Source organism: Pseudomonas sp. FP603, assembly GCF_030687415.1.
Taxonomy (GTDB): domain Bacteria; phylum Pseudomonadota; class Gammaproteobacteria; order Pseudomonadales; family Pseudomonadaceae; genus Aquipseudomonas; species Aquipseudomonas wuhanensis.
On record NZ_CP117431.1, the window covers coordinates 4,206,762 to 4,233,420 of the forward strand.

The window sequence follows — 26,659 nt, forward strand, 5'->3', positions numbered from 1 at the left end:
GCTCGCCCATGCGCCTGCGTGATGATCGGAATACCACGTAGATAAGGTCACTTCTTCCTGGGGTCATCCACGGGATTGAGAAAATTGATACCCCATGGGCCGGTCCCATGGATCTGCACGACCGTTTCTTCTTCGGTAAACACATACATCGGCATACCAACAGGCATGATCGTGATACCGCCCGGCGTGTAGGCCCTGGCTTTGGCGGGGTCAAATTTGTCGCCGACTCCTAGGTGAAAAGTGCCGGAAATTACGGTGACACGCTCCACTACCGGGTGAGTATGAACACCAATTTTAGAGTTGGCAGGTAGCTTGAGCCGAAAGGTTAACGGATCTGCAGTTTTCAGGTCGCCTTCAATGACTACGATTTGGGCGCCGGGTGCGACCGATGGCGCATCAGACCATTTGAGCTCGGAGGGTAGAACTGATATGTGGCCCGCCATCGGTTGCTCAGCGCTCGACACGGGTAACGTCATGAATGCAGCGAGTGTAAACGCGCACACCACAAAGACTCTTGATCTGTACATTTTCTGCTCCTTTCGAGCGGAACAAATGTTGCCCACGGCTATCACCATTTATTAAAGCTACCCTGGGGCCATTAGCAAGGTGGCCTACTGTTAAAACCGCGGCCGTTAGGGACGTCGAGGTACGCATCCGGCCATCTACGGTAGCCATGGGTCGTTTTCAACCAGTACGTCGCCAGCATGGTAGGTGAGGCCGATCTCTTTTTTCTTGTCCCAGGCAAGGAACCCGTACGTCAAGCCAAAAGAGTTTACGGCTCAGCTGCGTAATTTTTTGATCTGGATGGCTCTAGAAACCGGTTGAATCCACGTACGAAATACAAGAGCCGCGATAACACATAGCCGAGGCCAGCAAGCCCGGGATGTAGACATCGCGCTCAACGGCACAACACCCCCATGGGCAAACCCGATCATAGCGCTCTATGATTGAACCCCATGACGACCTCTCTTCCAATCCGCCAACCCTGCCCGCCCGGAGCCTGCATCTGCGAGCGTGAGCCGTTGCTGGAAACCCCCGGCGCGGATTTGCGCATCCTGAGCCTGACCCGGTTGGAGGAAAAGCGCCTGGTCGAACGCCTGGAAAATCTCCAGAGCCTGAGCGACCTGGAGCGTCTGCAACGCCGGATGTATGAGCAGTTGGGTCTGCGCGTGGAGATCGTCCCAGGCTTCAATGAAGTGCGCACCATGCGCGGCATCAACATCACCCTCGGCGAACTGCCGGGCCTGTGCCGCAAAACCCGTCAGTCGATTCCGGCGGCGATTCGTCGAGGGCTGGAGAAGCGCCCGGAGATTGCCTACGAGCTGCTCAATGCCAACGACTTGTTGCGTGATGCCTGATGGTTTGCACTGTTATCCCGATATGTTCGTTTCAAATGCCTGAAAGAGGATCAGCGGTCGTACGCGAAACGCGGGGCGCTGCTATGCCTTCTCATGGGAGAAAGGGTTTCAGGCCAGCCAGGATGGAGCTGGAAATACAAGCGTGACCGTGGCCCCGGCGCCAGCCAGGTGCGCGAAGATAATGGTGCCAATCCGTAGCAGGAGGTGGCCGATGTTATTCATCGTCCGTTGGTCCATCAGTCCGCAACAGCGTAATAGCGCGATCGAACGTTTTCTCAAGACCGGTGGCGCGCCACCCGCAGGCGTCAACATGCTGGGGCGCTGGCATGCCGTCGGTGGCTCGAGTGGTTTTGGCATTGCAGAGGCCAGTGATCCGGTGTCGATACAAAAGTGGGTGCTGGAATGGAGCGACCTCATGAGCATGGAAGTCCACGCCGCATTGACCGATGAACAGGCGGCGCCGCTGCTGGCTGCCGCGCTCGGCAAGCAATAGTCGACGAGGCGGCGAGTGCCCTCGCCGCCTTCCTTCCGATTCACTATTTTCTCATCCCGACCCGCCGCCGCATTTCGGCAGTAATCGTCTGTCGGGTTTTCTTCAGGTCGGCCCAGGGTTCGTCACCGATCTCGGCCAGGCGTTCGTGCACGTTGTGCACGTTCCATTGATTGCCGCCCTTGAGCTGCGCCACCTCCTCCCGAAAGATTGGCACCGACACCGGCAGTCCTTCGCGAGTGCGCACGGCGTAGGCGCAAATAGTGGTGGCGCCCAGACCGTTGCGCAGGTAGTCGATGAAGATACGCCCGACGCGGTTTTTCGGCCCGGACATCGCAGAAAAACGATCCGGCAGTAATTTGGCCATGTGGCTGACAATCGCGTGGCTGAAGTCCTTGACCTCGTCCCAGCCGTGTTTGCGGGTCAGCGGTACCACCAGGTGAATCCCCTTGCCGCCGCTGGTTTTGAGAAACGCCTGGAGACCCAGTTCATCCAGCACCGTGAGGGTTAACTGGGTCGCTTCGATCATGCTTTTCCACGGCAGCGCCGGATCCGGGTCGAGATCGAGGACGAAGCGATCGGGTTTATCCAGATCGACTGACGTGGCGTTCCAGGTGTGCAGCTCCACCGTGCTCATCTGCACCGCGCCGATCAGCGCTTTGGCGTTGTTGATGATCATCACCGGTTGGCCTGTCAGTTCTTTGTCCAGGGTAACGATCCCCGGAATGGCCAGGCGTTCGGCGTTCTTCTGAAAGAACAGTTCGCCGGCGATGCCGTCCGGCGCGCGCACCAGCGCCACCGGCCGGTCCTTGAGTTGCGGCAAAATCCACTCGGCGACGCTGGCGTAGTACTGCGCCAGTTGCATCTTGGTGGTGCCGCTGCTGGCGTCGATCACCCGGTCCGGGTGCGTGATTCGCACCTTGCCGCTGGCCAGGCCGATTTGCGACGGCGCGACAGTCGACCGGGCGGTTTTTGGGTCGGCGGCGTCAGGTTTTTCGGCGGTGGATGTCTTCTTCGCCGCTGATGTTGGCGCGGCAGTTTTCGAGGCTGAGGTTTTCACGGTTTTGGGCAGATCTTCGGTGATTTCTTTGGCAGGCTTGTCGTCACGCAAACCATGGAACACGGCGTGGCGCACCGGGCCGTCCTTGGTCATTTCGGCGAAGGCCACTTCCGCCAGCAGTGTGGGTTTGAGCCAATGCACCCCCTTGGCTTCAAAACCGCTGGGCGGATTGACCACTGACGGTTTTTTCGTCTGCAACGGTTTCAACTGTTCGTAAATGCGCTTGAGAGTCGCCTCATTGAACCCGGTGCCAACCTTGCCGGCATAACGCAATTCACCGCTGTCGCGGTCGTGCAACCCCAGCAACAACGCGCCAAAGGCACTGCGTGCGCCTTTGGGGTCGGTGAAGCCGACCACAACGAATTCCTGCCGATGCTTGCACTTGAGTTTGATCCAGTCACTGGTTCGTCGGGACACGTAAGGCGACCCCAGGCGTTTGCCGATCAGTCCTTCCATCTGCATTTCGCAGGCACTGTTGAGCAAGGCCTCCGGGGCTTCGTCGAAGGCGTCGGAGAATCGCAACAGCGAGCTTTCATTGGGCTTGAGCACGGTCGCCAGCGCGGCCCTGCGCTCCTCGACGGGCACTTCGCGCAAGTCCACGCCGTTGAGGTAGGGCAAGTCAAACAAGTAGTAAACGATGCTGGCGCTACTGCCGGAATCGAACGCGTTTTGCAGCGCCTGAAAATCCGGAACGCCTTGCTCGTTGGCCACCACCATTTCGCCGTCGAGCCAGGCCGATTCCAGGCCCAACGCTGCCAGCGCCTCGGCTTGCCTGGGCAATTTGTGGGTCCAGTCGTGACCGTTGCGGGTGAAAAGTTTGACCTCATCGTGGTCGATGCGCGCCATGACCCGGTAGCCGTCGAACTTGATCTCATAACTCCAGTCGCCGCTCGGTGCGGATTCGACCAGCGTTGCCAGTTCGGGTTTGAGCAGCTCCGGCAGCTTGGCTTTGCGCGCGCCCGTCAGTTGTGTCGACTTTTCCTTGCGCGCCTTGGCCGGGGCTTTTTTGATCGGTTTTGGTTGTTCAGCACCGTGCTTTTTTTCCACGAGGGTGCGGTCGCTGAGCACGCTGTCCGGCTCGGCGGCGACCACGTCGTACTCGCTGTCGGGTCTGGCGGCGCTGTCCTGATGCTTGATCAGAAACCACTGCTCCTGCTTGCCCGGCATGTGCGTGCGCACGAGGTTCCACAGGCCGCCGAGCTTTTCTCCTTTCAGCTCGAATTTCAGCCGGCCCTTGGTGTACGCCTTGGCCGGATCGTCCTGGGGAATCCACACGCCACGATCCCAGACGATTACATCGCCAGCGCCGTAATGCCCTTCGGGAATGGTGCCCTCGAACGTGGCGTAATCCAGCGGATGGTCTTCGACGTGGATGGCCAGGCGCTTGACCTTGGGGTCTAGCGACGGCCCTTTGGGCACGGCCCAACTTTTCAGCGCGCCGTCGAGTTCCAGGCGAAAGTCATAGTGCAGGTGCGAGGCGGCATGTTTCTGAATGCAGAATTGCAACGCATGATCCTTCGCCGTTTTTTTGCCCGAGCGTTTGGCGGCGACCGGTTCCGAGGTCGCCGAGAAATCGCGCATGCGGTTGTAATCGTCCAGGTTCTTGTTCATGGCTGATACTCGTTGCCGAGTGGGCAGGTTCTACATCAGCAGAGCGACAGGCCCGGAAGAAAATTCCATCGCCGTTGAAATTGCCCGGACAGACGGACCGGTGTTGCGGCACTCGCTCGCGGCGCAGTGCATATACTCAGCGGAGGGGATTCATGCCTCGGAGAGCAATCATGCGAACGGTTCACGTCATCGAAGCCGGGAAAACGCCCACGCCGGTCAAAGTTGTTGGAGAGACCATCACTATTCTTGCCGGCGGCGATCTGACCAAACCCTTTGAGATGCACATCCAGGAAGGTGTGCAGGGTGGCGGGCCACCGCTGCACTTTCACCCTTGGGACGAAGCGTTCTATGTCATCGATGGGCAGGTTGAAGTGACTGTCGAAGGGCAATCCACCACCCTCTCGACCGGGGGTTACATACACATCCCCGCAGGGTCGATCCATGCTTACAAGAACATCAGCCCTACCGCGAAAATGATCGGCGTGGTTTCCGATCCACGCGGCGGTCAGTTCTTTGCGGCGCTGGATCAGCTCAAAGTGCCCGAAGACCTGCCTCGGATACTGGAGATATCTGAAGGCTTCGGCGTTACGTTTCTGCTGCCGAAATCAACAGAACGCACGTAGCAGCTGCCGCAGGGAAATGTTCAGGCCGCACCGCCCTTGGCCCGCCGCTCCAGCTGCACCTGCAACTCTGGATCGATCTTCAACGCAGCGGCCAATTCATCCAGATAATTGCGCTCGGCGTCCTGCTGATCGTCCACCAACATCACGCTGGCCAGGTACATCTCGGCGGCCATGCCCGGGTCCTGGGCGGACTGCGCCACATCGGCGGCATCCAGTGGCCGGGCGACTTCGTCATCGAGCCATTGCTGCAGTTGCGGATCGTCAGTATGGCGACCGATTTCGGTACTGATCATGTGTTTCTCTGCCTCATCGATGCGGCCATCGGCCTTGGCGGCGGCGATCAAGGCGCGAAGGATGGCATGGCTGTGGTCCTCGATTTCCGGGCCAGACAACAAGTCAACGGTGCGCGGCGCCTGTTGTGGTGCCGTGGCCTGGCTGCGTTGCCAGGCCTGATACGCCTGGAACGCCATCATCCCCAAAGAAGCCAGCGCCGCGTAATTGGTGCCGCCCGAGCGCGTTTGCGTCGAACCGCCCATGGGTGAACCGCCGCCCAGCAGACCTCCGAGCAAGCCACCCAGGCCTCCGCCGCCCGCACCGCCACCCGCGCCGCGCCCCAACAGACCACCAAGCAACCCGCCAAGATCGCCCAAGCCTCCTTGAGCTGACGCCGCACTACCACCTTGTTGCGGCCGTGAGCCCTGGCCGGCCCGCAGTAATTGCTCAAGCAAATCGCTGGTGTTCATGACGTCGTCCTCATTAATGGGCAGAAACTCAGTCAGGCAACGATAGTCCTCGCCCGACATTCCGCCAACTCCGTCTGGCTGACGTCATGGGTACTGCCCTTGCCCTTCACACTCCTGACAGAAACTGACACCGCCTCCTTTTATGCTGCGCCCACTTTGAATGGAGCAGCCCCTATGATCACTCCCCGTTATATTTTGCTTTTCGTGGAAAACCCCGCCGTCAGTGCGCGGTTCTATGAGTTTCTGCTGGAGCGCGCGCCCGTGGAAGAGTCGTCGACCTTCGCGCTGTTTGTCCTGGAGGGCGGTTATAAACTGGGGCTCTGGTCACGGCATACCGCCGAACCGGCAGCACAAGCGACGGGCGGCGGGACCGAGCTGGCGTTCCCGGTGGAGTCCGCCGAGCAGGTCGATGCGCTGTTTGCCAATTGGAGCGCGCTCGGGCTGACCATGGCGCAAGCACCGACAGAGCTGGACTTCGGTCGCACCTTCGTCGCGCTCGACCCGGATAACCATCGGCTGCGCGTGTTCCACCCCTCGCTGAGCTGACACCCGTCCCGGCATCGGTCGGGCACAGGCGTACAGCGCTTTAATTCTTGCCCCGGATATTTCCGGGGTATTTTTTTGCGCGGCGGCTAAGATTCATAGGTGGTGAACCTTATTCCCGAAAATCCGGTCGATACCTGCAACCCGACCCGGTTTGCCGACGCCCTCAACAAGAGGGTGATAACTGGCTTGCTTCACTTTCTGGAGAACGCCCCCGTGATATCCACTGTATACATTGCCAGGCTCAAAGCATGGGGCGCCCATGGTTTTACCGCCACTGGCGTGGTCACAGCCTTCCTCGCGACCCTCGCCTTGTTGGAGAACCAGCCGACCAATTGCCTACTGTGGCTGGGCGTAGCGCTGATCGTCGACGGCCTGGACGGCGCGCTGGCGCGCAAGGTGAATGTACAGTCGGTGCTGCCGAGTTTCGACGGTTCGATCCTCGACCTGGTGATCGACTACCTGACGTATGTGTTTATCCCGGCACTGTTCATCTACCGCTACATCCCGTTGCCGGACTACACCCTGCTGCTGACCGTGTCGCTGATTCTGGTGTCGTCGCTGTTTTGCTTCTGTAACGTCAACATGAAGAGCAAAGACAACTACTTTCAGGGCTTCCCTGCCGCGTGGAACGTAGTCGCGCTGTGCCTGTACATCATCGACCCGTCGCCGTGGATCACCTTGCTCACCGTCATCGGTCTGGCGCTGTTGACCGTGACCCGAATGAAATTCCTGCACCCGTTCCGCGTGCGGCGGTTCATGCCGATCAACATTGCCGTGACGGCCATCTGGCTGTTGTGCAGCTTGTCGCTGGTGGTCAACCATCCAGTCATCAATCCGCTGGTGATGGGCTTGTGGCTACTGATGTCGGCGTACTTCCTGGGGATCTGCTTCTGGCGCACAGCGCTGGAATGGTTCGACAGCTCGCGGCTCAAATAGGCACTGCGATCATGCCCATCCACATCGTCCAGCTCGGCTCACCCCGCACCGCGAATGAAGGACTGCGCCTGGGCACGGTACGCCGCCCGCCTCGAGGCGTGCCGAAGGCTGAATTCGCCAGCCGGGATTTTTACGATGTGTGGCAACCGCTGCTGTCCCCCAGCCCCGAATTGGTGGCCGAAGCCAAAGCGGCGGAAGATGCCAAAGCCTGGGGAGCCTTCAAGCGCAAATTCAAGGCCGAGATGAACCATCCCGCCCCCAGCCAGATGCTCGACCTGCTAGCCGCCCTCTCCCACCAAACGTCGCTGGCTCTGGGGTGTTATTGCGAGGAAGAAGCACACTGCCACCGTTCCGTATTACGGGAATTGCTGGAGGTCCGGGGCGCGAAAGTTATTTAGAAAACACCACAAATCCCTGTGGGAGCGGGCTTGCTCGCGAAGGCGGTCTTCCAGTCGATAGAAATGTTGCCTGATACTCCGCCTTCGCGAGCAAGCCCGCTCCCACATTCGATTGCGGTGTTTGGTCGTTCCCACGCATAGCGTCCAGTCAAGACACAAGGAATGAGGTCTTCAAGTGAATACTCAGATTCGAACCGCAACCCCCGAGGATGCGCCAGCCATAAGCCGGGTCATTATCCAGTCGCTACGCTGCTCCAATGCCCAGGATTACCCGGCCGAAGTGATTACTCAGGTAGAGCAAAGCTTTTCAACCGAGGCCATTCTCTCCTTACTCACTCAACGCCAGGTCTTTGTCGCAACCATCGATCATCGAGTAGTCGCCACCGCCAGCCTTGATCGCGACGTTGTGCGCAGCGTCTTCGTCGATCCACACCACCAAGGCAACGGTATCGGCGGGCAATTGATGGCGATGATTCGAACCGTAGCCATCGATGAGAAAATCGAGACGTTACGTGTCCCGTCCTCGATCACCGCAGAAGGCTTTTACTTCAAGTTGGGCTTTCGAAAAGTTCGGGATGAGTTTCACGGGGCCGAGCGCACGATTGTCATGGAGCAGGCCATTGGATATTCATAAGGCCTGTATCTGCATGAGGTGTGTCAGAGCAGACCTTTTTCGACTGGAAAGCCGTCTTCGCGAGCAAGCCCGCTCCCACATTAAAACGTCGGCGTAACATCCATCGCATCAACACCACAAATCCCTGTAGGAGCGAGGCTTGCCCGCGAAGAGGCCAGCCCATCCAGCATCCATATCGACTGTCCCACCGCCATCGCGGGCAAGCCCGCTCCCACTCCGGCGTGCCCCCCATCGCATGAACACGGCCAATTCCGTTACTTGCATTGAAGCATTGCACTGCCTTATACGGCCCGTTCGAGCGGCCAAGCACCCCAGAGACTGATCATGGTCAATAATTAAGGGATTGAGATGTATTAAACGACCACCGTCTGCTCGTTTACCCACGGGAGGTTTGTCATGTCTGGTCAAGCACGTTTCATGCTGGTCGCCTCGCCCCTGATGGAACACAGCCCCGCCTTCGACCGGGCCGCAGCATTGGCCAAGGCCGAGGATGCGGCCCTGCACATCGTGGCCTTCGACTATCTGGAAGGCCTCGCGACCGCCGGCATGGTCAACGAAAAGGCCCTGGAGCAGATGCGTCTGGGGTATGTCGAGCGCCACCGCCAGTGGCTTGAGGACCAGGCCCGTCCCTTGCGCAAGATCGGTGTGCACGTCACCACGGAGGTGGCTTGGGTCGAACGCCCGCTGGAAGAAATCCTGATTCACCTCAAAGAGCAGCCGATGGACGTGCTGATCAAGGCGCTGGAACATCAATCGCGGCTGTCGCGGCTGGTGTTTACCCCCCTCGACGTGCATTTGCTGCGCGAATGCCCGGTACCGCTGCACTTCGTCAGCCATGCCAAGCATGCGTTGCCGCGCAAGATCGTTGCGGCGGTCGACCCCTTCCATCGTGATGATCAATACAAAAGCTTCAATGACCGGATTCTGCACGAAGCGTCAAAACTGGCGAGTGCCTGTCACGCCGAACTCGACGTGGTTTACGCCTATGACCTTTCGTCTATCAGCTCGGACGAGTTCAGCTTCGAAAACGGTTCGGCGTTTTTCGCTTCGGACAAGGCCAAGACCCTGTTCGACTTCCAGGAGGATGCCTTCAACGAATTGGCCGCGCGCAATGGCATCGCCCCGGAGCAACGGCACATGCTCATGGGCAGCCCGACCAAAGTGCTGACCCGCTATGCCGATACCTATGACGTCGACGTGATTGTCATGGGCCGGGTCGGCCATCGCGGCATGGGCCGGTTGATCGGCAGCACGGTGGAGCATCTGCTGTACAAAATGCCGTGCAGTGTGTGGGTGGTGTACACCGAGCGGCTGGATGAGTGACTGCGCCGGCTAATCACATACCCCTGTGGGAGCGGGCTTCTGTGGCGAGGGGGCTTGCCCCCGTTGGGTCGCGAAGCGGCCCTAAAAGCTTTGCGACTGCTTCGCAGCCGAACGGGGGCAAGCCCCCTCACCACAGAAGCTCGCTCCCGCAAGTGTTTTGCACCTTCAATTCAACGCCGTGTGATCACCACCTCCAGGTATTCACTGGGCACCACCAGCGACCGCTCCCCCGCTCGGTTCAGCCGATTCAGCAGTTCAGTCAGATCTTTTTCCAGGGCCGCGCCCCCTTCGGGTGGCAGGGTCGCAAAGGCCTTGTGAACCGGCCCATACCAGGTACGGAAGGTGTCGATCCAGTGCGCGGCCGAGCGATAGCGAAAGTTGAACAGCCGCCGCGTCACCTGGAGCTGGAAGTCGCGCTGGTCGAAGTGCGAGTTTAACCAGGCTTCGGTGCCCCAGTTCGAAGGTGGTTGCACTCCTGGCGGTGGCGGCATGTGGCGGCCCAGGGTCTTGAACACCTGGCCGATGTAGCCTTCAGGCGTCCAGTTGGCAAGGCCGATCCGCCCGCCAGGACGGCACACCCGCGCCAGTTCCGCTGCAGCCTTGGGCTGATCCGGTGTAAACATCACACCAAAGGTCGAGAGCACGGCATCGAAACTGGCATCTTCGAACGGCAGGTCCTCGGCATCGGCCACCTGAAAGGTCACGTCCAGGTGTTCCGCCCGTGTGCGATCTTCGCCGCGTTCAAGCAGCTTGGCCACGTAGTCGGTGGACGTGACCTTGCAGCCCCGGCGCGCGGCGGCGAGGGTTGCGTTACCGTTGCCGGCGGCGACGTCCAGCACCCGCTCATCGCAGAGCAGGTCGCAGGCCTCGGCCAGTTGTTCGCCGACGATCTGTAAGGTGGTGCCGATCACGGCGTAGTCGCCGCTGGCCCACGTGGCCATCTGACGGTTTTTCAGGGCAGTGAGGTCAATGGGTGTGCTCATGAAGTCTGCTCCGTTGCGGGTTGGGACGTGTCCCGGCTCACTCCGCCGTGGTGGGATCGATGATGTTCATGACCCGGGAAACGCTGTTGATGGGAAATTCACCCTTTTGGGCGTGCTCCCTGATCAGTCCCTCATTCGGCGCGATGTACACGCAGTAAATTTTGTCGCCAGTGATGTAACTCTCCAGCCATTGCACTTCTGGTCCCATCTCGCGCAACACATCGCAGGATTTTTGCGAGATCGCTTTGAGTTCCTGTTGCGGCAATGCGCCGGCGCCCGGAAGCTCGCGTTCAATAATGTATTTAGGCATGGCAACTTCCTTTTCTTGAGGGTGATGACAGGGTCGGCAATGATCCCGTCGTCCACAAACTATCGCTCCCGGATACGCCGACGTCCTGCCGATCGTCCGGAGAATTCACGAAATATGACATTCTCCGATGCATGGTCACCCTTCTGTAACGCCGCATTAACAGATTGGCTTGCTTCGCCGAAAACGGGTTACGCGGCAGGCGCTTTGGCCTCTTCCAGCAGTTGCTGAATCATCTGTTCCTGAGTCTCGTATCGGCCTTCGCCAAAGTGGGTGTAACGCACCTGCCCCTTGGCATCGATCAGGTAGTGAGCGGGCCAGTACTGGTTGTCGAAAGCGCGCCAGATCGCGTAGTTGTTGTCGATCGCCACGGGGTAGGTGATACCGAGTTTTTTCACCTGATCGCGGACGTTGTCGATGATGCGTTCGTAACCGTATTCAGGGGTGTGCACGCCGATCACAACCAGGCCGTCCTTCTCATATTTTTTCGCCCAGTCCTTCACGTAGGGCAAGGTGTGCTGGCAGTTGATGCAGTCGTACGTCCAGAAGTCCACCAGCACCACTTTGCCGCGCAGGGAATCGTTGCTCAGCGCTGGTGAGTTGAGCCATTCGACTGCGCCGGAAAGTGACGGCATCGCGCCTTTGGCCGCGTTCATGGTCGAGTCTGCCTTGACCTTGCTGACGAAGTAATCGACCACTTTCGGTACGGTTTCCAGCACCCGCTGTTCAACCGTGGTGATGCCTTCGGATGAGGTGCTGGCGAGCAACTTATTGTCGGCACCAGTGGAGATGACCGCCGCGGCGACCAACACCGCAACCCCCGTGCCGCGACGCAGCCAGCCAGTGAGCGGAATCGACGGTTTCAAGCGATTGACCAGGCCGCGACCGGCGAAGATCAAAGTGCCCAGGGACAACGCGCTGCCCAGGCCATACGCCAACAGCAACAGACTGGTCTGAGCGTTGGCGCCTTGCAGCATGGCGCCGGTGAGGATCACCCCGAGGATCGGCCCGGCACACGGCGCCCAGAGCAGACCCGTGGCGACGCCGATCAGGACCGAGCCCAACGGACCGGAGACTTTGCGGGAGTTGGGATCGATGCGATTGCCCAGCAGCACGAACGGGCGCGCCAGCCAGCCACCAATGCGGACGGAGATCAGCGACAGGGCAAACAGCACCATCACGATCAGCGCCACATGGCGGCCGGTGTTGCTGGCTTGTATCACCCAATCGCTGCTGACCACGGCCAGGCTGGAGATCAGAGCGAAGGTCAGGGCCATGCCACCGAGGGTGAGCAAGATCGAGGCACGTGTGCGTTTTACACCGGCAAACAGAAACGGCACGACCGGGAGGATGCAGGGGCTGAGGACGGTCAAAATGCCGCCCAGGAATGCGATGAGAAACATGGGAATCACCTTGAGAATGTGAAGGGTGATACACCGCAGTTCCCCTGTGGGAGCGGGCCTGCTCGCGAAGGAGGAGTGTCAGTCGACATCAATGTTGAATGTACTGGCCTCTTCGCGAGCAAGCCCGCTCCCACACTGGAACGGCGGGAATTGGCAGAACTGGACCAGGCTTCAGGACTCCAGCTGTTGACCCTGTGGCGTCCGGCTGTAGCCATTCTCTGCAACCAATTGCCCTTGCGGCGTGCGGCTCGAACCATCCTCAGTCAGCAGCGGAGTCAGTTGGAAGCAGGTGCTGCTGCCACCGGTATTTTGTTCAACCGCAGCGTTGGCATGGGCGGCGACGCCGGCTATGGAAAAAACGATGGCGGTCAAAAAGCGGGTAACGTTATTCATGATGTTCTTCCTGTTTCAAAGGGGTTGGGCAATGGGTAATCGAAGGACTCAGTTGCCTTCGTTGCAGCCGTCAGCGAATTTGCTGTAATCCAGAACCTGGGTTTTGCCTTGGGAATCCAGGTAGGTCATCCGGGCATTCACAATCCCGCAGGCAGGTGTGGCGTCCTGTTTCATCGACAGCACTTTCTGGATATCCAGGTGCGTGCCGTAGGTGTAGGTTTGAGGGGTTACATCGGCTTCGGCCCGGGCCGACAAGGTGCAGATGTTCAGGGCGGCAAACAGGCAGGCGGCGTAGATGGCTTTGGTGTTCATGGAGGCTTCCTCTGGGCTTCAATAGGTCAATCGTTGATTGAGCCGAGGCGGTTGGGTTTGCCTCGATGGAACCTATTTGAAACCCGCGAGGTATCTCGTCTGTGTCCAGAACAGGCGCGGATTAAATCGCTGTGTATCCGCGCAGGCCTGCGATACACAGCGATACAAAACGCCCGGAATCGGCCATTTTTACGTCCCCGTGTATCTTTCGGCACACCAGATACACTGCAATACAATCGGCGGCAGGCGAGCGGGCCAACGCTCGATAGACTGCGCAACAACTCCCATTCAAGAGGCTTGGTCACCATGGAACACGTCGATCACATTCTCATCGTGGACGATGACCGCGAGATCCGGGAACTGGTAGGCAATTACCTGAAGAAGAACGGCCTGCGCACCACCGTGGTAGCGGATGGACGGCAGATGCGCTCGTTTCTGGAGTCCACGCCGGTAGACTTGATCGTGCTCGATATCATGATGCCGGGCGACGATGGCCTGGTGCTCTGCCGCGAGTTGCGCGCCGGCAAACACAAGGCCACGCCGGTGCTGATGCTCACCGCGCGCAATGATGAAACCGACCGCATCATCGGCCTGGAAATGGGCGCCGATGATTACCTGGTCAAGCCGTTCGCCGCCCGTGAACTGCTCGCCCGCATCAACGCCGTGCTGCGGCGCACGCGAATGCTGCCGCCCAACCTGGTGATCACCGAAAGCGGTCGCCTGCTGGCGTTCGGTCGCTGGCGCCTGGACACCTCGGCCCGGCATCTGCTGGATGAGGACGGCACCATGGTCGCCCTCAGCGGCGCGGAATATCGTTTGCTGCGGGTGTTCCTCGATCATCCTCAGCGGGTGCTCAATCGCGACCAATTGCTCAACCTGACCCAGGGCCGCGATGCCGATCTGTTCGACCGCTCCATCGATTTACTGGTGAGCCGCTTGCGTCAGCGTCTGCTCGACGATGCCCGGGAACCGGCCTACATCAAGACCGTGCGCAGTGAAGGTTATGTGTTTTCGCTGCCGGTGGAAGTGCTGGGTGCGCCGTCATGAATCTTGCGCTGCACTGGCCTCGCACACTGGCCTCGCGGCTGTCACTGATTTTCCTGATCGGCCTGATCCTCGCCCAGGCGCTGTCCTTTGGCGCGCAGTACTACGAGCGTTATGAAAGTGCGAAAAATACGATGTTGGGCAATCTGGAAACCGACGTTTCGACCTCCCTCGCCATCCTCGACCGCTTGCCCGCCAACGAACGCCCGAACTGGCTGCAGCGGCTGGAACGCGCCAACTATGGTTATCTGCTGAATGAAGGCTCGCCGGGCACACCGATGGCGCCCAGCGATGTGCCGATTGCAGTCCCCTCGATTCAGGACGCCATCGGCCATGAATATCCGCTGACTTTTACCGACATCCCCGGCCCGAAGAAACACTTCCAGGCCCACCTGAAACTGAAGGACGGCAGCCCCGTCACCATCGACGTGCGACCCGCGATGGTGCCTTTGTCCCCGTGGTTACCGGCGGTATTACTGGGGCAACTGGCGCTGATGATCCTCTGCACCTGGCTGGCGGTCAGAATCGCCATCCGCCCGCTCACCCGCCTCGCCCAAGCGGTGGAAACCCTTGACCCCAACACCCACGCCATACACCTGGATGAAAAAGGCCCGACCGAAGTCGCCTACGCCGCCCGGGCCTTCAATGCGATGCAGGCGCGGATTGCGGCTTATCTCAAGGAACGCATGCAACTGTTGGCGGCGATTTCCCACGACCTGCAAACGCCGATCACGCGCATGAAACTGCGTGCCGAATTCATGGACGACTCCAGCGAAAAAGACAAACTGTGGAATGACCTCGGCGAGATGGAACACCTGGTGCGCGAAGGCGTGGCCTACGCCCGCAGCATCCATGGCGCCACCGAGGAAAGTCGCCGCACCGATCTGGATTCGTTCCTCGACAGCCTGGTGTTCGACTATCAGGACATGGGCAAAGACGTGCAGCTGGGCGGTAAAAGCGCTGCGGTGATCGACACCCGGCCCCATGCCTTGCGGCGGGTGCTGGTGAACCTGGTGGACAACGCGCTGAAATTCGCTGGCGCGGCAGAGTTGTGGGTGGAAACGAAGGCTGATGGCAGCTTGTCGGTGAAGGTCATGGACCGTGGGCCGGGGATTGCCGAAGAGCAATTGGCGCAGGTGATGCAGCCGTTCTACCGCGTGGAGAATTCGCGTAATCGCAGCACCGGCGGGACCGGGTTGGGGTTGGCGATTGCCCAGCAGCTGGCGCTGGCGATTGGCGGATCACTGACCTTGAGCAATCGCGAGGGCGGTGGGTTGTGTGCAGAACTCAAGTTGCCAAAGCCCCAATAAACACCGCGAATCCAATGTGGGAGCGGGCTTGCCCGCGATGAGGCCAGCACATCCAACATCCATGTTGACTGACACACCGCCTTCGCGGGCAAGCCTCGCTTCTACAATTGATGCGTGGTGTTTTGAAGATTGCGATCAGGCGGCGATGCCAATTACCCCTTCCTCATGCATCTTCCGCAACAACGCCAACCCGCTGTCGATAAACTCCGGCGACCCAACCATCCCCGCTTCCATTGCCAGCCCTTCCAGCTGCGCTCGGCCATTGAGCCGAGGAAATTCCCCGATTCGCTGCAACAACCGCCACGCCAACGGGCTCAGTTCGGAAAAGCGAACACTCCAGTCTTCGGCCCGACGAACCAACAGCAACGTCGGCTGAGTCGGTGGCACTTGTGGCTGGTAATCCGGCCCCACTTTTTGCACCGGCCAGCCATAGGCCAACGGCCAGGCCAGTGGAGAAACCTGCGACGGTCGCTCCAGCAGCAATCCAGCATCGCTGGCCGACAGCGGCTCGGCGTCGGATTGTTGCAGGGCCATTTCGACCCACTCGTAATGCGCCAGCTCGACCATGAACGGCGGCCACGGTCCATCGTTCAGCGCCTGGGGCTCGGAGGCCAGGAACTCGACAAACTCCTGGGCAATCTCACCGAATTTTGGCGTGTGAGCGTGGTGATCCCGCAGGAAGATTCGCACCAGTAAACGCCACTGATCATCGCCGAGAATTTTCACCAGTACCGGAAAAGTGCCACTGAGCAACGACGACAGATTGGAGAACACCAGATCGCGATAAACCTGCGCCCGTGCCACGTCCATCCCGGCGGGTGGAGCACAGTGGTCAGGGTCGCGCAGGTAGCGAGTCAATGTGTCTTGCTGCTGGTGCAGCGTCGGCTTATCCACGGTTCGCCTCCTCGTCTTGCAGTCGGCGGATGGTCTGCAACTCGCTCACCAGTTCAGAGAACGCCGGGTAATTGAAGTCCCGTTCAAGCAGCGTCGGCTGTACGCCGAACCGCGCATACGCCTCGGCCAGCAATGACCAGACCACCGGTTTGACCGAGGCGCCATGGGTGTCGATCTTCAGTATGTCGGACTCATCAAAGTGCCCAGCCACGTGCATGGCAACCACCCTCCCCGTGTCGATGCCCGCCAGAAATGTCTGCGGATCGAAGCCGTGATTGATCGAGTTGACGTAGACATTGTTGACGTCCAGCAGCAGGTCGCAATCGGCTTCGCGCAGCACGGCGTTGGTGAACGTCAGTTCGTCCATGTCCTGCTGCGGCGCGGCGTAGTAGGAGACGTTTTCCACCGCCAGGCGCCGACCGAGAATGTCCTGGGACTGGCGAATTCGAGCGGCGACGTGGTGCACCGCTTCTTCGGTAAACGGCAACGGCAGCAGATCGTAAAGATGCCCGTCATCGCTGCAGTAGCTGAGGTGTTCGCTGTACAGCGGCACCTTGTGATGATCGAGGAAAACCCGCACCTCCTGCAGGAACCCGACGTCCAGCGGCGCCGGCCCGCCCAAAGACAAGGACAAGCCGTGACAGGACAACGGATAACGCTCGGCCAGGGCGCGAAACGCCGCGCCATGAGCGCCGCCGATGCCGATCCAATTCTCTGGCGCGACTTCCAGGAAGTCGAAAGCGCCTGGCGGGGCCGCTTGAAGGTCCTGCATTAAACCGCGGCGCAAGCCTAGCCCGACGGTCGCCTTCGCTGATGTGAGGGGAGTCTGCATGGTGTCGATCTCATCCTGGGATCCGGTCTCCAGCGTCTGAAAACTCAGTGCCGGCCGGCAGGCCCAGTCAAGCGCCGCTGTGTGTCGGGTCTGTGTCACAAACGCCGCTCTTCTCAGGCCACTGTATCGGACAGGCAGTCAGATACAGTGGGATACACGAACTAGACTTACTGATTACCCCCGTAGGGGAGCCAGGACGCGGTTATCGTCCTGTTCATTCCCACGATCACCGCCCAAAGGTGCATGCCTCGACAAACAATGCCTCTGGACCGTGATCCTGCTGAAGGAGCACACATGATGGACGAGGCCAGACTCAATGATTTCATGGGCAAACTGGTGAACGACATGGGTGGCGCGGCGATGCTCGCCAACGTCATCCTCGGCGAAGAGCTCGGCCTGTACCGGGCCATGGCCGACAGTCAGCCAGTCACCCCCGAAGCACTCGCCGAAAAGACCGGCTGCAACACCCGCCTGCTGCGTGAATGGCTCAGCGCCCACGCCGCCTCCGGTTACATGGAGCACCGCGACGGTCAATTCCGCCTGCCGGAAGAGCAAGCCCTGGCGCTGGCGATCGAAGACTCACCGGTCTATGTGGCCGGTGGTATCGGAGTGGTCGCGTCGTTTTTCCATGACAAGGACAAACTGGTCAATGCCATGCGCGGCAACGGCGCCCTGCCTTGGGGCGATCACCATCCGTGCATGTTCAGCGGCACCGAGCGATTCTTCCGCCCAGGGTATAAGGCGCATTTGGTCAGCGAATGGCTACCGGCCCTCGACGGTGTGGTCGCCAAACTGGAAAGCGGCGCCAAGGTGGCGGACATCGGCTGCGGCCACGGCGCCTCGACCGTGATCATGGCCCAGGCGTTTCCGAACTCACGGTTCGTCGGTTTCGATTACCACGCGCCTTCGATCACCGTCGCCACCCAGCGCGCCGAAGAAGGTGGCGTGTCCGGCCGGGCGCGGTTCTTCCAGGGCACCGCCAAGAGCTATCCGGGCGACGACTATGACTTGGTTTGCTACTTCGACTGCCTGCACGATATGGGTGACCCGGTCGGCGCCGCAAAGCATGCCTATGAATCGCTCAAACCCGATGGCTCGGTGCTGCTGGTAGAGCCCTTCGCCAACGACACGCTCGACGCCAACACCACCCCGGTGGGACGACTGTTCTACGCCGCTTCGACCTTTATCTGCACGCCCAACTCGCTGTCCCAGGAGGTCGGCCTCGGGCTCGGAGCCCAGGCGGGCGAGGCACGGTTGCGCAAGGTCTTCACCGAGGCGGGATTCACCCAGTTCCGGCGGGCCACGGAAACGCCGTTCAACCTCATTCTGGAGGCGCGTAAATAAGGGCAGGCACATAACCGGGCAGGTTGACCTGCCCGGATGCAACTGACGAAACCCGCTCCCATAGGTGACCGTGATCAGCTCAGACGCTCGCCAAGGTTTTCAGCCTTGAGAATATCGAACAACGCCTGCGCCGCCGCCGACAGTTCATGCCCCGTCGTCAGCACCCCGATCGCCCGTTCCACCACCGGGTCGCGCAGGGTAATGCAACGCGCGCCCAACTCGCGCATCTGCCCGGCGCACAAGGCCGGTACCGCGCTCACACCCAATCCGCTGGCCACCATCCGCCCGACTGTCGCCAATTGATGGCTTTCAAACTCCACCGGCAGCTTCATGCCCCGCGCCTGCAAGTGTTCTTCAAGCATCACCCGCACCGTCGAGGGTCGCTGCAAGGTAATGAACGGTTCCTTGAGCAAGGTCTGCCAATCAATGTCGTCCCGCTCCGTCAGCGGTGAATCGAGGGGCACCACCGCCACAAACCGGTCTATGTACAACGGGGTAAATTCCAGCGACGAACTCTGGGTCGGTTCGAACGCCACGCCCAATTCCACCTGACGGTCGCGAACCATTTCCAGCACCTGCTCGTTGATCACGTCGTTCACCGTGACGTTGACCTTGGGATAACGCGCGCGAAAGGTCTTGAGGATCGGCGGCAGCAAGTTGCCGGCAAACGAGGGCATCGCCGCCAGGGTCACGCGGCCGCGCTGGAGGGTGAAGCGTTGGCGCAGTTCATCCTCGGCATTGTCCCAGTCCGCGATCAATCGACGAGCCAGTGGCAGCAGCGATTCGCCTTCGGCGGTCAGTGCAACGTTACGGGTATTGCGCGTGAACAGGCGCCCGCCCAACCCCTCCTCCAGCGCCTTGATGGTCAGGCTCAACGCCGACTGGGACAGGTGCAATCGCTCGCAAGCCACGGCAAAACTCAAACTCTGGGCCACGGCCAGGAATGCGCGGATCTGTTTGACGGTCATGATCACTGTCTCTAACGCCGTATTGATTGGTGAGTTTTATCTATCAATCAACCTTAAAAATCAACTTAACAAATAAATCTGTCAGCGAGACACTCCCTCCCCATCCGGCTAGCCAGCCGCCCACAAAGAATAAAAGAGGTGCATATGGCAGGGTTCGACAAGCGCGTGTATTCCTACGAGGAAGCGATGGCAGGTCTTGAAGACGGCATGACTGTGATCTCCGGCGGCTTCGGCCTGTGCGGGATTCCGGAAAACCTCATCGCCGAGATCCAGCACCGCGGCACGCGTGATCTCACCGTGGTCTCCAACAACTGCGGCGTCGATGGTTTCGGCCTTGGTGTGCTGCTGGTAGACCGGCAGATCCGCAAAGTGGTGGCCTCTTACGTCGGCGAAAACGCGCTGTTCGAGAAACAACTGCTGAGCGGCGAAATCGAAGTCGTCCTGACCCCCCAAGGCACCCTCGCCGAAAAAATGCGCGCAGGCGGTGCCGGCATCCCGGCGTTCTTCACCGCGACCGGCGTCGGCACTCCGGTGGCCGATGGCAAGGAAGTCCGCGAATTCAAGGGCCGCCAGTACCTGATGGAAGAATCCATCACCGGTGACTTCGCCATCGTCAAAGGCTGGAAAGCCGACCATTTCGGTAACGTGGTCTATCGCCACACCGCCCAGAACTTCAACCCGCTGGCCGCCACCGCGGGCAAGATCACCGTGGTCGAAGTCGAAGAAATCGTCGAACCCGGCGAACTGGACCCGTCGCAGATCCACACCCCTGGCATCTACGTCGACCGGGTCATTTGCGGCACGTTCGAGAAGCGCATCGAACAGCGCACCGTGCGTAAGTGATCCCCTTCCCCCGGACCGAATGAAGGAATAACAACAATGGCACTTTCCCGCGAACAAATGGCTCAACGCGTCGCCCGCGAAATGCAGGACGGCTACTACGTGAACCTCGGCATCGGTATCCCGACCCTGGTCGCCAATTACATCCCTGAAGGCATGGAAGTCATGCTGCAATCGGAAAACGGCCTGCTCGGCATGGGCGCGTTTCCGACCGACGCCGAAGTCGACGCAGACATGATCAACGCCGGCAAGCAAACCGTGACCGCGCGTATCGGCGCATCGATTTTCTCGTCCGCCGAATCCTTCGCGATGATCCGCGGTGGCCACATCGACCTGACCGTGCTGGGCGCGTTTGAAGTGGACGTCGAAGGCAACATCGCCTCCTGGATGATCCCCGGTAAACTGGTCAAGGGCATGGGCGGTGCGATGGACCTGGTGGCCGGTGCGGACAACATCATCGTCACCATGACTCACGCTTCCAAGGACGGCGAGTCGAAACTGCTGTCGCGTTGCAGCCTGCCGCTGACCGGCGCCGGTTGCATCAAACGTGTGCTGACCGACTTGGCCTACCTGGAAATCAAGGATGGCGCGTTTGTGCTCAAAGAGCGCGCGCCGGGCGTCAGCGTCGAGGAAATCGTCGCCAAGACCGCTGGTAAACTGATCGTGCCTGACCACGTCCCGGAAATGCAGTTCGCTGCCCAGTGAGGAATCCTTCCATGCAAGAAGTCGTAATTGTTGCCGCCACTCGCACTGCCATCGGCAGCTTCCAGGGGGCGTTGGCCAATGTGTCCGCGGTTGACCTCGGTGCTGCGGTGATCCGTCAACTGCTGGCGCAAACCGGTCTGGACCCGGCGCAGGTCGATGAAGTGATCATGGGCCAGGTGCTGACCGCCGGTGCCGGGCAAAACCCTGCCCGCCAGGCCGCGATCAAGGCCGGCCTGCCCTTCGCCGTGCCGGCCATGACCCTGAACAAGGTCTGCGGTTCGGGCCTGAAAGCGCTGCATCTGGCGGCTCAGGCGATTCGCTGCGGCGATGCCGAAGTGATCATCGCTGGCGGCCAGGAAAACATGAGCCTGGCCAATTACGTCATGCCGGGCGCCCGCACGGGGTTGCGCATGGGTCACGCACAGATCGTCGACACGATGATCAGCGATGGCCTGTGGGATGCGTTCAACGATTACCACATGGGCATCACCGCTGAGAATCTGGCCGAGAAATACAGCCTGACCCGTGAGCAACAGGACGCCTTCGCTGCCGCGTCCCAGCAGAAAGCCGTGGCCGCCATCGAAGCCGGGCGGTTTGCCGATGAGATCACGCCGATCCTGATCCCCCAGCGCAAGGGCGATCCGCTGTCCTTCGCCACCGATGAACAGCCTCGGGCCGGCACCACCGCCGACTCCCTGGGCAAACTGAAAGCGGCCTTCAAGAAGGACGGTTCGGTGACGGCCGGTAACGCTTCTTCGCTGAACGACGGCGCCGCTGCGGTGATTCTGATGAGTGCGCAGAAAGCCAAGGCGCTGGGGCTGCCAGTACTGGCGAAGATCGCCGCTTATGCCAACGCAGGCGTCGACCCGGCAATCATGGGCATCGGTCCGGTGTCGGCCACTCGTCGTTGCCTGGGCAAGGCCGGTTGGTCCATCGATCAACTGGACCTGATCGAAGCCAACGAAGCCTTCGCCGCGCAATCTCTGGCCGTGGCCAAGGATCTGGAATGGGACCTGAACAAGGTCAACGTCAACGGCGGCGCCATTGCCCTGGGCCATCCGATCGGGGCCTCGGGTTGCCGGGTGCTGGTGACCTTGCTGCATGAAATGATCAAGCGTGATGCCAAAAAAGGCCTCGCCACTCTGTGTATTGGCGGTGGTCAGGGCGTGGCATTGGCCATCGAGCGGGCGTAAGCGCCTTTTTGGCTTCACCAATACCCTGTGGCGAGGGAGCTTGCTCCCGCTTGAGTGTGTAGCACTCACAAAAATCTGCGAAAAATACCGAGATTTTGGGGCAGCTGCGCAGCCCAGCGGGAGCAAGCTCCCTCGCCACAATGGTCCGAAAGCCACATCACATCCTTTGCTGATCGGCACGCCGCATACAGCTACCTCTCTGAGAGCAATCCATCGCCCGCAATGCTAACGTGGCCGGCTCACACCGAATGGAGACGCGTGCGTGCTGATGCTCAAACTGCTGGTAATTCCGGGATTTCTGTTGCTGATTTCCCTGGCCGGAAAACGCTGGGGCCCAAGTGTGGCCGGTTGGCTGTCGGGGTTGCCGGTGGTGGTCGGGCCGATTCTGTTCTTCCTCGCCATCGAGCAGGGTCAGGTGTTCGCGGCTCAAGCAGCGACAGCAGCGTTATCAGCGATGTTCGCGATGATTGCCTTCTGCGTGGCCTACGCCCAAGTTGCACAACGCTTGAGCTGGCCGTGGGCGCTGTCGATTTCGCTGCTGGTCTGGGCCTTGACGGCTATTGTGCTATCGCTGATCCCGCCGTCGCTGGTGTTCTCGGTAATCGCGGCCGCCACCGCGTTGCTGGCTGCGCCGTACCTGTTTCCCGCGGTGCAGCCCATCGTTTCAGGCCCGGTGCCGAAGTCCGACAAACTGCTGCTGCGCATGATGGCCGGCGCCCTGCTCACATTGACTGTGACGCTGCTGGCCAGCACCGTCGGCGAACGCTGGAGCGGTCTGCTCGCAGTATTCCCGGTGCTAGGCAGTGTGATGGCGGTGTTTTCCCAGCAGACTCGCGGCCCGGCGTTTACTGCAGCGTTGCTCAGGGCAACGGCGACCGGGATGTATTCGTTTGCGGCGTTTTGTCTGGTGCTGGCGTTGGCGTTGCCGAGGTTGGGATGGCTGGGGCTTGTCTTGGGCGTAGGCGCGTCGTTGGGGATGCTAGTGATCACCAAACGGCTGGCGTTGCGCCCAAGGTGAGAACGTAGCAGGCTGCGGCAGCTGCTACAAATCGCGATCCGTGGGATGATCGCCATCAACGCGCGGATCATCCCTCGGAGAGTTTGAATGTCATTGTTGAGTAAAAAAGCCGTTGTTCTGCTGCTGATGGCGGCTACCAGCCTGGGTGCCTTGAATGCGCAGGCGGCCAAGGCCACTGCCAGCGCCAAAGCGCCGACCCAGAAGGTCTCGATGCTCGGCGGCAAGTTCACCTTCACCCTGCCCAAGGGTTTCATCGCCAACCCGCTACCGGCCGGCGATGCGGCCACCGGCACTGCCGGGGCGACGGGCACGATGTACACCAACCAGACCACCAAAACCGTGGTGATCGCCGCTGAAAACACCATCCCCGGCGGCGCCAACGTCACGGACAACGACGGTGAGTTCCTTGACGCCACCGTGTCCGCGTTCGCCACCGAGCAACGCAACGCCTTGCCGGACTTCAACAAAACCAGCGAAAAAAGCCTGACCCAGAAAGGCACGGGCCTGGGCCTTCGGCAGATCGACAGCACCGCCACCCAGGGCGGTGGCATGACGCTGGACAGCACGTTGATGGCCGCTTCCGGCACGCGCATGGCCATCGTCCAGATCATTTCCCGCCCCAACGACAAAACCGGCCACGAAACGCTGGTGAAACAAATCGTCAGCGGCAAATAAACCCGACCGATTCAGGGATTCAGGCGCTGCAACCAGGCGCTCAAATCCTGCATCTCGGTGGCGCTGATGCTGTGACCGACACCCGGATAAGCATGAAACTCGGGCTTGAGTGACAGGCGCTGCAACAGGCTGTCGGCCTCAGTACCGTCGTTGTAGGGCAGGAGTGTGTCGGCAGTGCCATGACCGATGAAAATCGCCAGCAGCTGGCGTTTTTCATCCGGTTTGAGTTCGGACTTGAGCACCGGCAGAATTCGCCCGCTCAGTGCCGCAATTCCACCCACTGCCTCGGGATGACGCAACGCGACCTCGTAGGACATCATCGCGCCCTGGCTGAAACCCACCAGGAATACCTTGTCCGCTTCGGTGTGATATTTCTTCGCCGCTTGTGCGACAAAATCCCGCAATACCTGGCCGCTGGCCTTCAGGTCGTCCGTCTCACCGTCATAGGCGCCCTCGCCCTTCTGGCGAAACCACTGGTAACTGCCCTCCTCCAACGTCATCGGCGCCCGCACCGACAGGTAGTTGTACTGCGGCGGCAATTCATCCTTGATGTCGAACAGGTCCTGCTCGTTACTGCCGTAACCGTGCAGGAAAATCACCAGGGGTTGGTTGCGGGATTCAGCGTCGGCCTGCTCCAGGTACTTGAGCGGCAGATCGGTGTGCAGCGGGGTTTGAGCGTGGACGGCGGTGGACGCCAGGAGCGTGAGCAGAGCGAGCAACTTCAGCATAAACCTTCCTTCACAGCGCGCAGGATTCGGGGCAAAGCCTATCACTGTGAGTTGGGATGTCGATGATGGCCCAGGCATCTTCGCCGCTTCTGAAGCCGTCTTCGCGAGCAAGCCCGATCCCACATTAAATCGCGGCCTGATTAGGGAGCATAAAAAAAGTGGCCACCGCGTCAACAGTGGCCACTTTTTTCTACGTCGTATTAATGGCCGTACACATCAAAAGCGAAGTACTTGTCCTGCACTTGCTTGTACTTGCCGTTGGCACGGATTTCGGTGATGGCGGTGTTGAATTTGTCCGCCAGCTCTTTATCACCCTTGCGCACAGCGATGCCGGCACCGCCGCCGAAGTACTTGGCGTCTTCGTAGGTCGGGCCAACAAACGCGAAGCCTTTACCGGCGTCGGTTTTCAGGAAACCGTCGTCCAGGTTGACCGAGTCGGCCAGCATTGCGTCGAGGCGACCGGCAACCATGTCCAGGTTGGCTTCCTGCTGGGAACCGTAACGCACCAGATTGATCCCGGCCGGCACCAGCACTTCAGTGGCGAAGCGGTCGTGGGTACTGGCGCGCAGCACACCGACTTTCTTGCCTTTGAGTTCGGTCAGCGGGTCCTTGACGTCGGTGCCTTCCTTCATCACGAAGCGCGCCGGGGTGTGGTAGTACTTGATGGTGAAATCGACGTTCTTCTTGCGATCGTCAGTGATGGTCATGGACGACAGGATCGCGTCGATTTTCTTGACCTTCAGGGCCGGGATCAGGCCATCGAACTCTTGCTCGACCCAGGTGCACTTCACTTTCATCTGCTCACACAACGCATCGCCGATGTCCACGTCGAAACCGGTGAGTTTGCCGTCCGGGGTTTTCATCGAAAATGGCGGGTAACCGGCTTCGATACCGAGGCGAATCGGCTTGGCGTCTTCGGCCACGGCGGTCAGGGACAACATCGACAGTGCCAGGGCACCGAACATCACTCGCTTCTTCATTTATAACTCCTGTGTGCGGAGGCTTTTATTGGCAGCTTTCGATTGGCAACTTTCGGTTAGTGAAGACCGAAGTGGCCGGCAGTCTAGAGCGGCTTCAGGAGGGCAAATTGTGTTTAAGCGACAAATACTTATAGAAAAACAGCCGAGAGATTCAAGGCACTTGAAGCGTGCGCCACGGTGGTGCAAGGGCTGTAGGACAATCCATTGTTTCAGACAAAACCTACAAGGTTTCGGGCGTGATCCGATTGATCAGTCGCACTGGCGATGAACTTTTTTTTGCGGCACATTGACCCCGCCCACCCCATTCCCGGAAGAGAAGCGTGATGCCCACGTTGAACCTGATCCAGCACCATCCAGCCGAAGGTCCTGGCGCCATTGCCGAATGGACCCGGGCCCGTGGCATTTCGCTGAGCGTGTTTCGCGCCGACCTCGACCAGTTGCCGCCGGTGAGCGCGGCACCCGCGATCCTGTTGGGTGGGCCTTACGAATCCAATGCTGGGCCGACGTGGCTGGAAGCGGAACGTCAGTGGCTGGCAGGCAGTCTCGATCAGGACGCGCCGGTGTTTGCGATTTGTCTGGGCGCGCAATTGCTGGCGCTGAGCCTGGGTGGCAATGTGCGGCGCATGGCTCATCCCGAAACGGGCTGGACCACCGTGACCTTTGCCGATGGCCAGAGGCTGAAGGTGCTGGAATGGCACGAAGACGCGATTGATCTACCGGCGGATGCACAGTTGCTGGCCAGCAGTGACGTGTGTGAGCAGCAGATGTACCGCGTCGGGGCGACGCGGGTGGGGTTGCAGTTCCACCCGGAGTGGAATGCCGAATCGGTGGCGATTCTCAATGAGCACTTTGCCGAGGAATCGCCGTTGCCTCGGGGACCACAGGATAGCGCCGCCTATCAAGCCGTCGATGATTGGTTGCAGGCGACGCTGGATGAATGGTGGAACGCTTCATCAGCTCATCGCTGAGTCTGAGAATTGATGGACTTCTGTGGCGAGGGAGCTTGCT

The 26,659-nt window shown here is 60.0% G+C and carries 30 protein-coding genes; 17 read left to right on the plus strand and 13 right to left on the minus strand.

Going from position 1 to position 26,659, the window contains the following annotated elements:
* Positions 1-47: 47 nt before the first annotated feature.
* The gene (locus tag PSH65_RS19250; RefSeq protein WP_370694655.1) at positions 48-527 is read right to left on the minus strand and encodes a cupin domain-containing protein; all 480 of its coding nucleotides are present in this window, start codon (positions 525-527) and stop codon (positions 48-50) included.
* 429 nt (positions 528-956) lie between these two features.
* On the opposite strand from PSH65_RS19250, the gene PSH65_RS19255 reads away from it, so the two are divergent.
* Positions 957-1,358: a hypothetical protein gene (locus PSH65_RS19255; protein ID WP_305421812.1), complete on the plus strand. Its 402-nt coding sequence runs from the start codon at positions 957-959 to the stop codon at positions 1,356-1,358.
* Between the two features lie 211 nt (positions 1,359-1,569).
* On the plus strand, positions 1,570-1,851 hold the full coding sequence (locus PSH65_RS19260) for a DUF3303 domain-containing protein (protein ID WP_305421814.1): 282 nt from the start codon (positions 1,570-1,572) through the stop codon (positions 1,849-1,851).
* 43 nt (positions 1,852-1,894) lie between these two features.
* On the opposite strand, the gene ligD is transcribed toward PSH65_RS19260, so the two are convergent.
* Positions 1,895-4,519 carry a DNA ligase D gene (gene ligD, locus PSH65_RS19265; RefSeq protein ID WP_305421815.1) on the minus strand — a complete coding sequence of 875 codons (2,625 nt, stop codon included), beginning with the start codon at positions 4,517-4,519 and terminating at the stop codon, positions 1,895-1,897.
* A gap of 170 nt (positions 4,520-4,689) precedes the next feature.
* Between ligD and PSH65_RS19270 the strand changes: the two genes are divergently transcribed.
* Positions 4,690-5,142, plus strand: a complete 453-nt coding sequence (locus PSH65_RS19270) for a cupin domain-containing protein (protein WP_305421816.1) — start codon at positions 4,690-4,692, stop codon at positions 5,140-5,142.
* 20 nt (positions 5,143-5,162) lie between these two features.
* On the opposite strand, the gene PSH65_RS19275 is transcribed toward PSH65_RS19270, so the two are convergent.
* Positions 5,163-5,945 carry a tellurite resistance TerB family protein gene (locus PSH65_RS19275; protein ID WP_305421818.1) on the minus strand — a complete coding sequence of 261 codons (783 nt, stop codon included), beginning with the start codon at positions 5,943-5,945 and terminating at the stop codon, positions 5,163-5,165.
* Positions 5,946-6,059: 114 nt separating this feature from the next.
* Here PSH65_RS19275 and PSH65_RS19280 point away from each other — a divergent pair, with 114 nt between their 5' ends.
* From PSH65_RS19280 to PSH65_RS19300, 5 genes are all read left to right on the plus strand, one after another.
* Complete coding sequence (locus PSH65_RS19280) at positions 6,060-6,431, plus strand: VOC family protein (RefSeq protein ID WP_305421819.1); 372 nt, start codon at positions 6,060-6,062, stop codon at positions 6,429-6,431.
* A 213-nt stretch (positions 6,432-6,644) separates the two neighbouring features.
* Complete coding sequence (gene pcsA, locus PSH65_RS19285) at positions 6,645-7,367, plus strand: phosphatidylcholine synthase (protein WP_305421820.1); 723 nt, start codon at positions 6,645-6,647, stop codon at positions 7,365-7,367.
* Between the two features lie 11 nt (positions 7,368-7,378).
* On the plus strand, positions 7,379-7,765 hold the full coding sequence (locus PSH65_RS19290; protein ID WP_305421821.1) for a DUF488 domain-containing protein: 387 nt from the start codon (positions 7,379-7,381) through the stop codon (positions 7,763-7,765).
* A gap of 175 nt (positions 7,766-7,940) precedes the next feature.
* Complete coding sequence (locus PSH65_RS19295; protein ID WP_305421823.1) at positions 7,941-8,399, plus strand: GNAT family N-acetyltransferase; 459 nt, start codon at positions 7,941-7,943, stop codon at positions 8,397-8,399.
* A 396-nt stretch (positions 8,400-8,795) separates the two neighbouring features.
* Positions 8,796-9,722, plus strand: coding sequence for a universal stress protein (locus PSH65_RS19300; protein WP_305421825.1), 927 nt, complete (start codon positions 8,796-8,798; stop codon positions 9,720-9,722).
* 170 nt (positions 9,723-9,892) lie between these two features.
* Here the strand turns inward: PSH65_RS19300 and PSH65_RS19305 are convergent, their stop codons facing one another.
* The 5 genes from PSH65_RS19305 to PSH65_RS19325 all read right to left on the minus strand — a co-directional run bounded on the left by PSH65_RS19305 (position 9,893) and on the right by PSH65_RS19325 (position 13,120).
* Positions 9,893-10,705 carry a class I SAM-dependent methyltransferase gene (locus tag PSH65_RS19305; protein WP_305421827.1) on the minus strand — a complete coding sequence of 271 codons (813 nt, stop codon included), beginning with the start codon at positions 10,703-10,705 and terminating at the stop codon, positions 9,893-9,895.
* Positions 10,706-10,742: 37 nt separating this feature from the next.
* Positions 10,743-11,015, minus strand: coding sequence for a DUF4242 domain-containing protein (locus PSH65_RS19310; protein WP_123499640.1), 273 nt, complete (start codon positions 11,013-11,015; stop codon positions 10,743-10,745).
* Between the two features lie 188 nt (positions 11,016-11,203).
* The gene (locus tag PSH65_RS19315) at positions 11,204-12,415 is read right to left on the minus strand and encodes a cytochrome c biogenesis protein DipZ (RefSeq protein ID WP_305421829.1); all 1,212 of its coding nucleotides are present in this window, start codon (positions 12,413-12,415) and stop codon (positions 11,204-11,206) included.
* Positions 12,416-12,586: 171 nt separating this feature from the next.
* Positions 12,587-12,808, minus strand: coding sequence for a hypothetical protein (locus tag PSH65_RS19320; protein WP_305421831.1), 222 nt, complete (start codon positions 12,806-12,808; stop codon positions 12,587-12,589).
* A gap of 48 nt (positions 12,809-12,856) precedes the next feature.
* On the minus strand, positions 12,857-13,120 hold the full coding sequence (locus tag PSH65_RS19325) for a DUF2790 domain-containing protein (RefSeq protein ID WP_305421833.1): 264 nt from the start codon (positions 13,118-13,120) through the stop codon (positions 12,857-12,859).
* Positions 13,121-13,426: 306 nt separating this feature from the next.
* Between PSH65_RS19325 and PSH65_RS19330 the strand changes: the two genes are divergently transcribed.
* Together PSH65_RS19330 and PSH65_RS19335 are read left to right on the plus strand one after the other, a co-directional pair.
* Positions 13,427-14,167 (plus strand): response regulator, encoded by a 741-nt coding sequence (locus tag PSH65_RS19330; RefSeq protein WP_007896007.1) that lies wholly within the window; start codon positions 13,427-13,429, stop codon positions 14,165-14,167.
* Complete coding sequence (locus PSH65_RS19335) at positions 14,164-15,474, plus strand: ATP-binding protein (RefSeq protein WP_305421834.1); 1,311 nt, start codon at positions 14,164-14,166, stop codon at positions 15,472-15,474. Before PSH65_RS19330 ends, PSH65_RS19335 begins: the two co-directional genes overlap by 4 nt.
* A 135-nt stretch (positions 15,475-15,609) precedes the next feature.
* Here the strand turns inward: PSH65_RS19335 and PSH65_RS19340 are convergent, their stop codons facing one another.
* Together PSH65_RS19340 and PSH65_RS19345 are read right to left on the minus strand one after the other, a co-directional pair.
* The gene (locus PSH65_RS19340) at positions 15,610-16,368 is read right to left on the minus strand and encodes a DUF2063 domain-containing protein (RefSeq protein ID WP_305421835.1); all 759 of its coding nucleotides are present in this window, start codon (positions 16,366-16,368) and stop codon (positions 15,610-15,612) included.
* The gene (locus PSH65_RS19345) at positions 16,361-17,200 is read right to left on the minus strand and encodes a DUF692 domain-containing protein (protein WP_305421836.1); all 840 of its coding nucleotides are present in this window, start codon (positions 17,198-17,200) and stop codon (positions 16,361-16,363) included. The genes PSH65_RS19340 and PSH65_RS19345 overlap by 8 nt, the downstream gene beginning before the upstream one ends.
* Positions 17,201-17,497: 297 nt before the next feature.
* Here PSH65_RS19345 and PSH65_RS19350 point away from each other — a divergent pair, with 297 nt between their 5' ends.
* Entirely contained in the window at positions 17,498-18,544 is a 1,047-nt protein-coding gene (locus PSH65_RS19350; protein ID WP_305427020.1) for a class I SAM-dependent methyltransferase, read from the plus strand.
* Between the two features lie 74 nt (positions 18,545-18,618).
* Here the strand turns inward: PSH65_RS19350 and PSH65_RS19355 are convergent, their stop codons facing one another.
* Entirely contained in the window at positions 18,619-19,512 is an 894-nt protein-coding gene (locus PSH65_RS19355; protein WP_305421837.1) for a LysR family transcriptional regulator, read from the minus strand.
* Positions 19,513-19,656: 144 nt separating this feature from the next.
* On the opposite strand from PSH65_RS19355, the gene PSH65_RS19360 reads away from it, so the two are divergent.
* The 5 genes from PSH65_RS19360 to PSH65_RS19380 all read left to right on the plus strand — a co-directional run bounded on the left by PSH65_RS19360 (position 19,657) and on the right by PSH65_RS19380 (position 23,943).
* On the plus strand, positions 19,657-20,355 hold the full coding sequence (locus PSH65_RS19360; RefSeq protein ID WP_007896014.1) for a CoA transferase subunit A: 699 nt from the start codon (positions 19,657-19,659) through the stop codon (positions 20,353-20,355).
* 36 nt (positions 20,356-20,391) lie between these two features.
* Complete coding sequence (locus PSH65_RS19365) at positions 20,392-21,057, plus strand: CoA transferase subunit B (protein WP_052965168.1); 666 nt, start codon at positions 20,392-20,394, stop codon at positions 21,055-21,057.
* 11 nt (positions 21,058-21,068) lie between these two features.
* Complete coding sequence (locus PSH65_RS19370) at positions 21,069-22,250, plus strand: acetyl-CoA C-acetyltransferase (protein WP_305421838.1); 1,182 nt, start codon at positions 21,069-21,071, stop codon at positions 22,248-22,250.
* A 262-nt stretch (positions 22,251-22,512) separates the two neighbouring features.
* The gene (locus PSH65_RS19375; protein WP_305421839.1) at positions 22,513-23,268 is read left to right on the plus strand and encodes a hypothetical protein; all 756 of its coding nucleotides are present in this window, start codon (positions 22,513-22,515) and stop codon (positions 23,266-23,268) included.
* A gap of 87 nt (positions 23,269-23,355) precedes the next feature.
* Positions 23,356-23,943 carry a hypothetical protein gene (locus PSH65_RS19380; protein WP_305421840.1) on the plus strand — a complete coding sequence of 196 codons (588 nt, stop codon included), beginning with the start codon at positions 23,356-23,358 and terminating at the stop codon, positions 23,941-23,943.
* Between the two features lie 11 nt (positions 23,944-23,954).
* On the opposite strand, the gene PSH65_RS19385 is transcribed toward PSH65_RS19380, so the two are convergent.
* The gene (locus tag PSH65_RS19385) at positions 23,955-24,671 is read right to left on the minus strand and encodes an alpha/beta hydrolase (protein ID WP_305421841.1); all 717 of its coding nucleotides are present in this window, start codon (positions 24,669-24,671) and stop codon (positions 23,955-23,957) included.
* A 200-nt stretch (positions 24,672-24,871) separates the two neighbouring features.
* Entirely contained in the window at positions 24,872-25,651 is a 780-nt protein-coding gene (locus PSH65_RS19390; RefSeq protein ID WP_305421842.1) for an ABC transporter substrate-binding protein, read from the minus strand.
* A gap of 323 nt (positions 25,652-25,974) precedes the next feature.
* Between PSH65_RS19390 and PSH65_RS19395 the strand changes: the two genes are divergently transcribed.
* On the plus strand, positions 25,975-26,619 hold the full coding sequence (locus PSH65_RS19395; RefSeq protein WP_305421843.1) for a type 1 glutamine amidotransferase: 645 nt from the start codon (positions 25,975-25,977) through the stop codon (positions 26,617-26,619).
* Positions 26,620-26,659 lie beyond the last annotated feature (40 nt).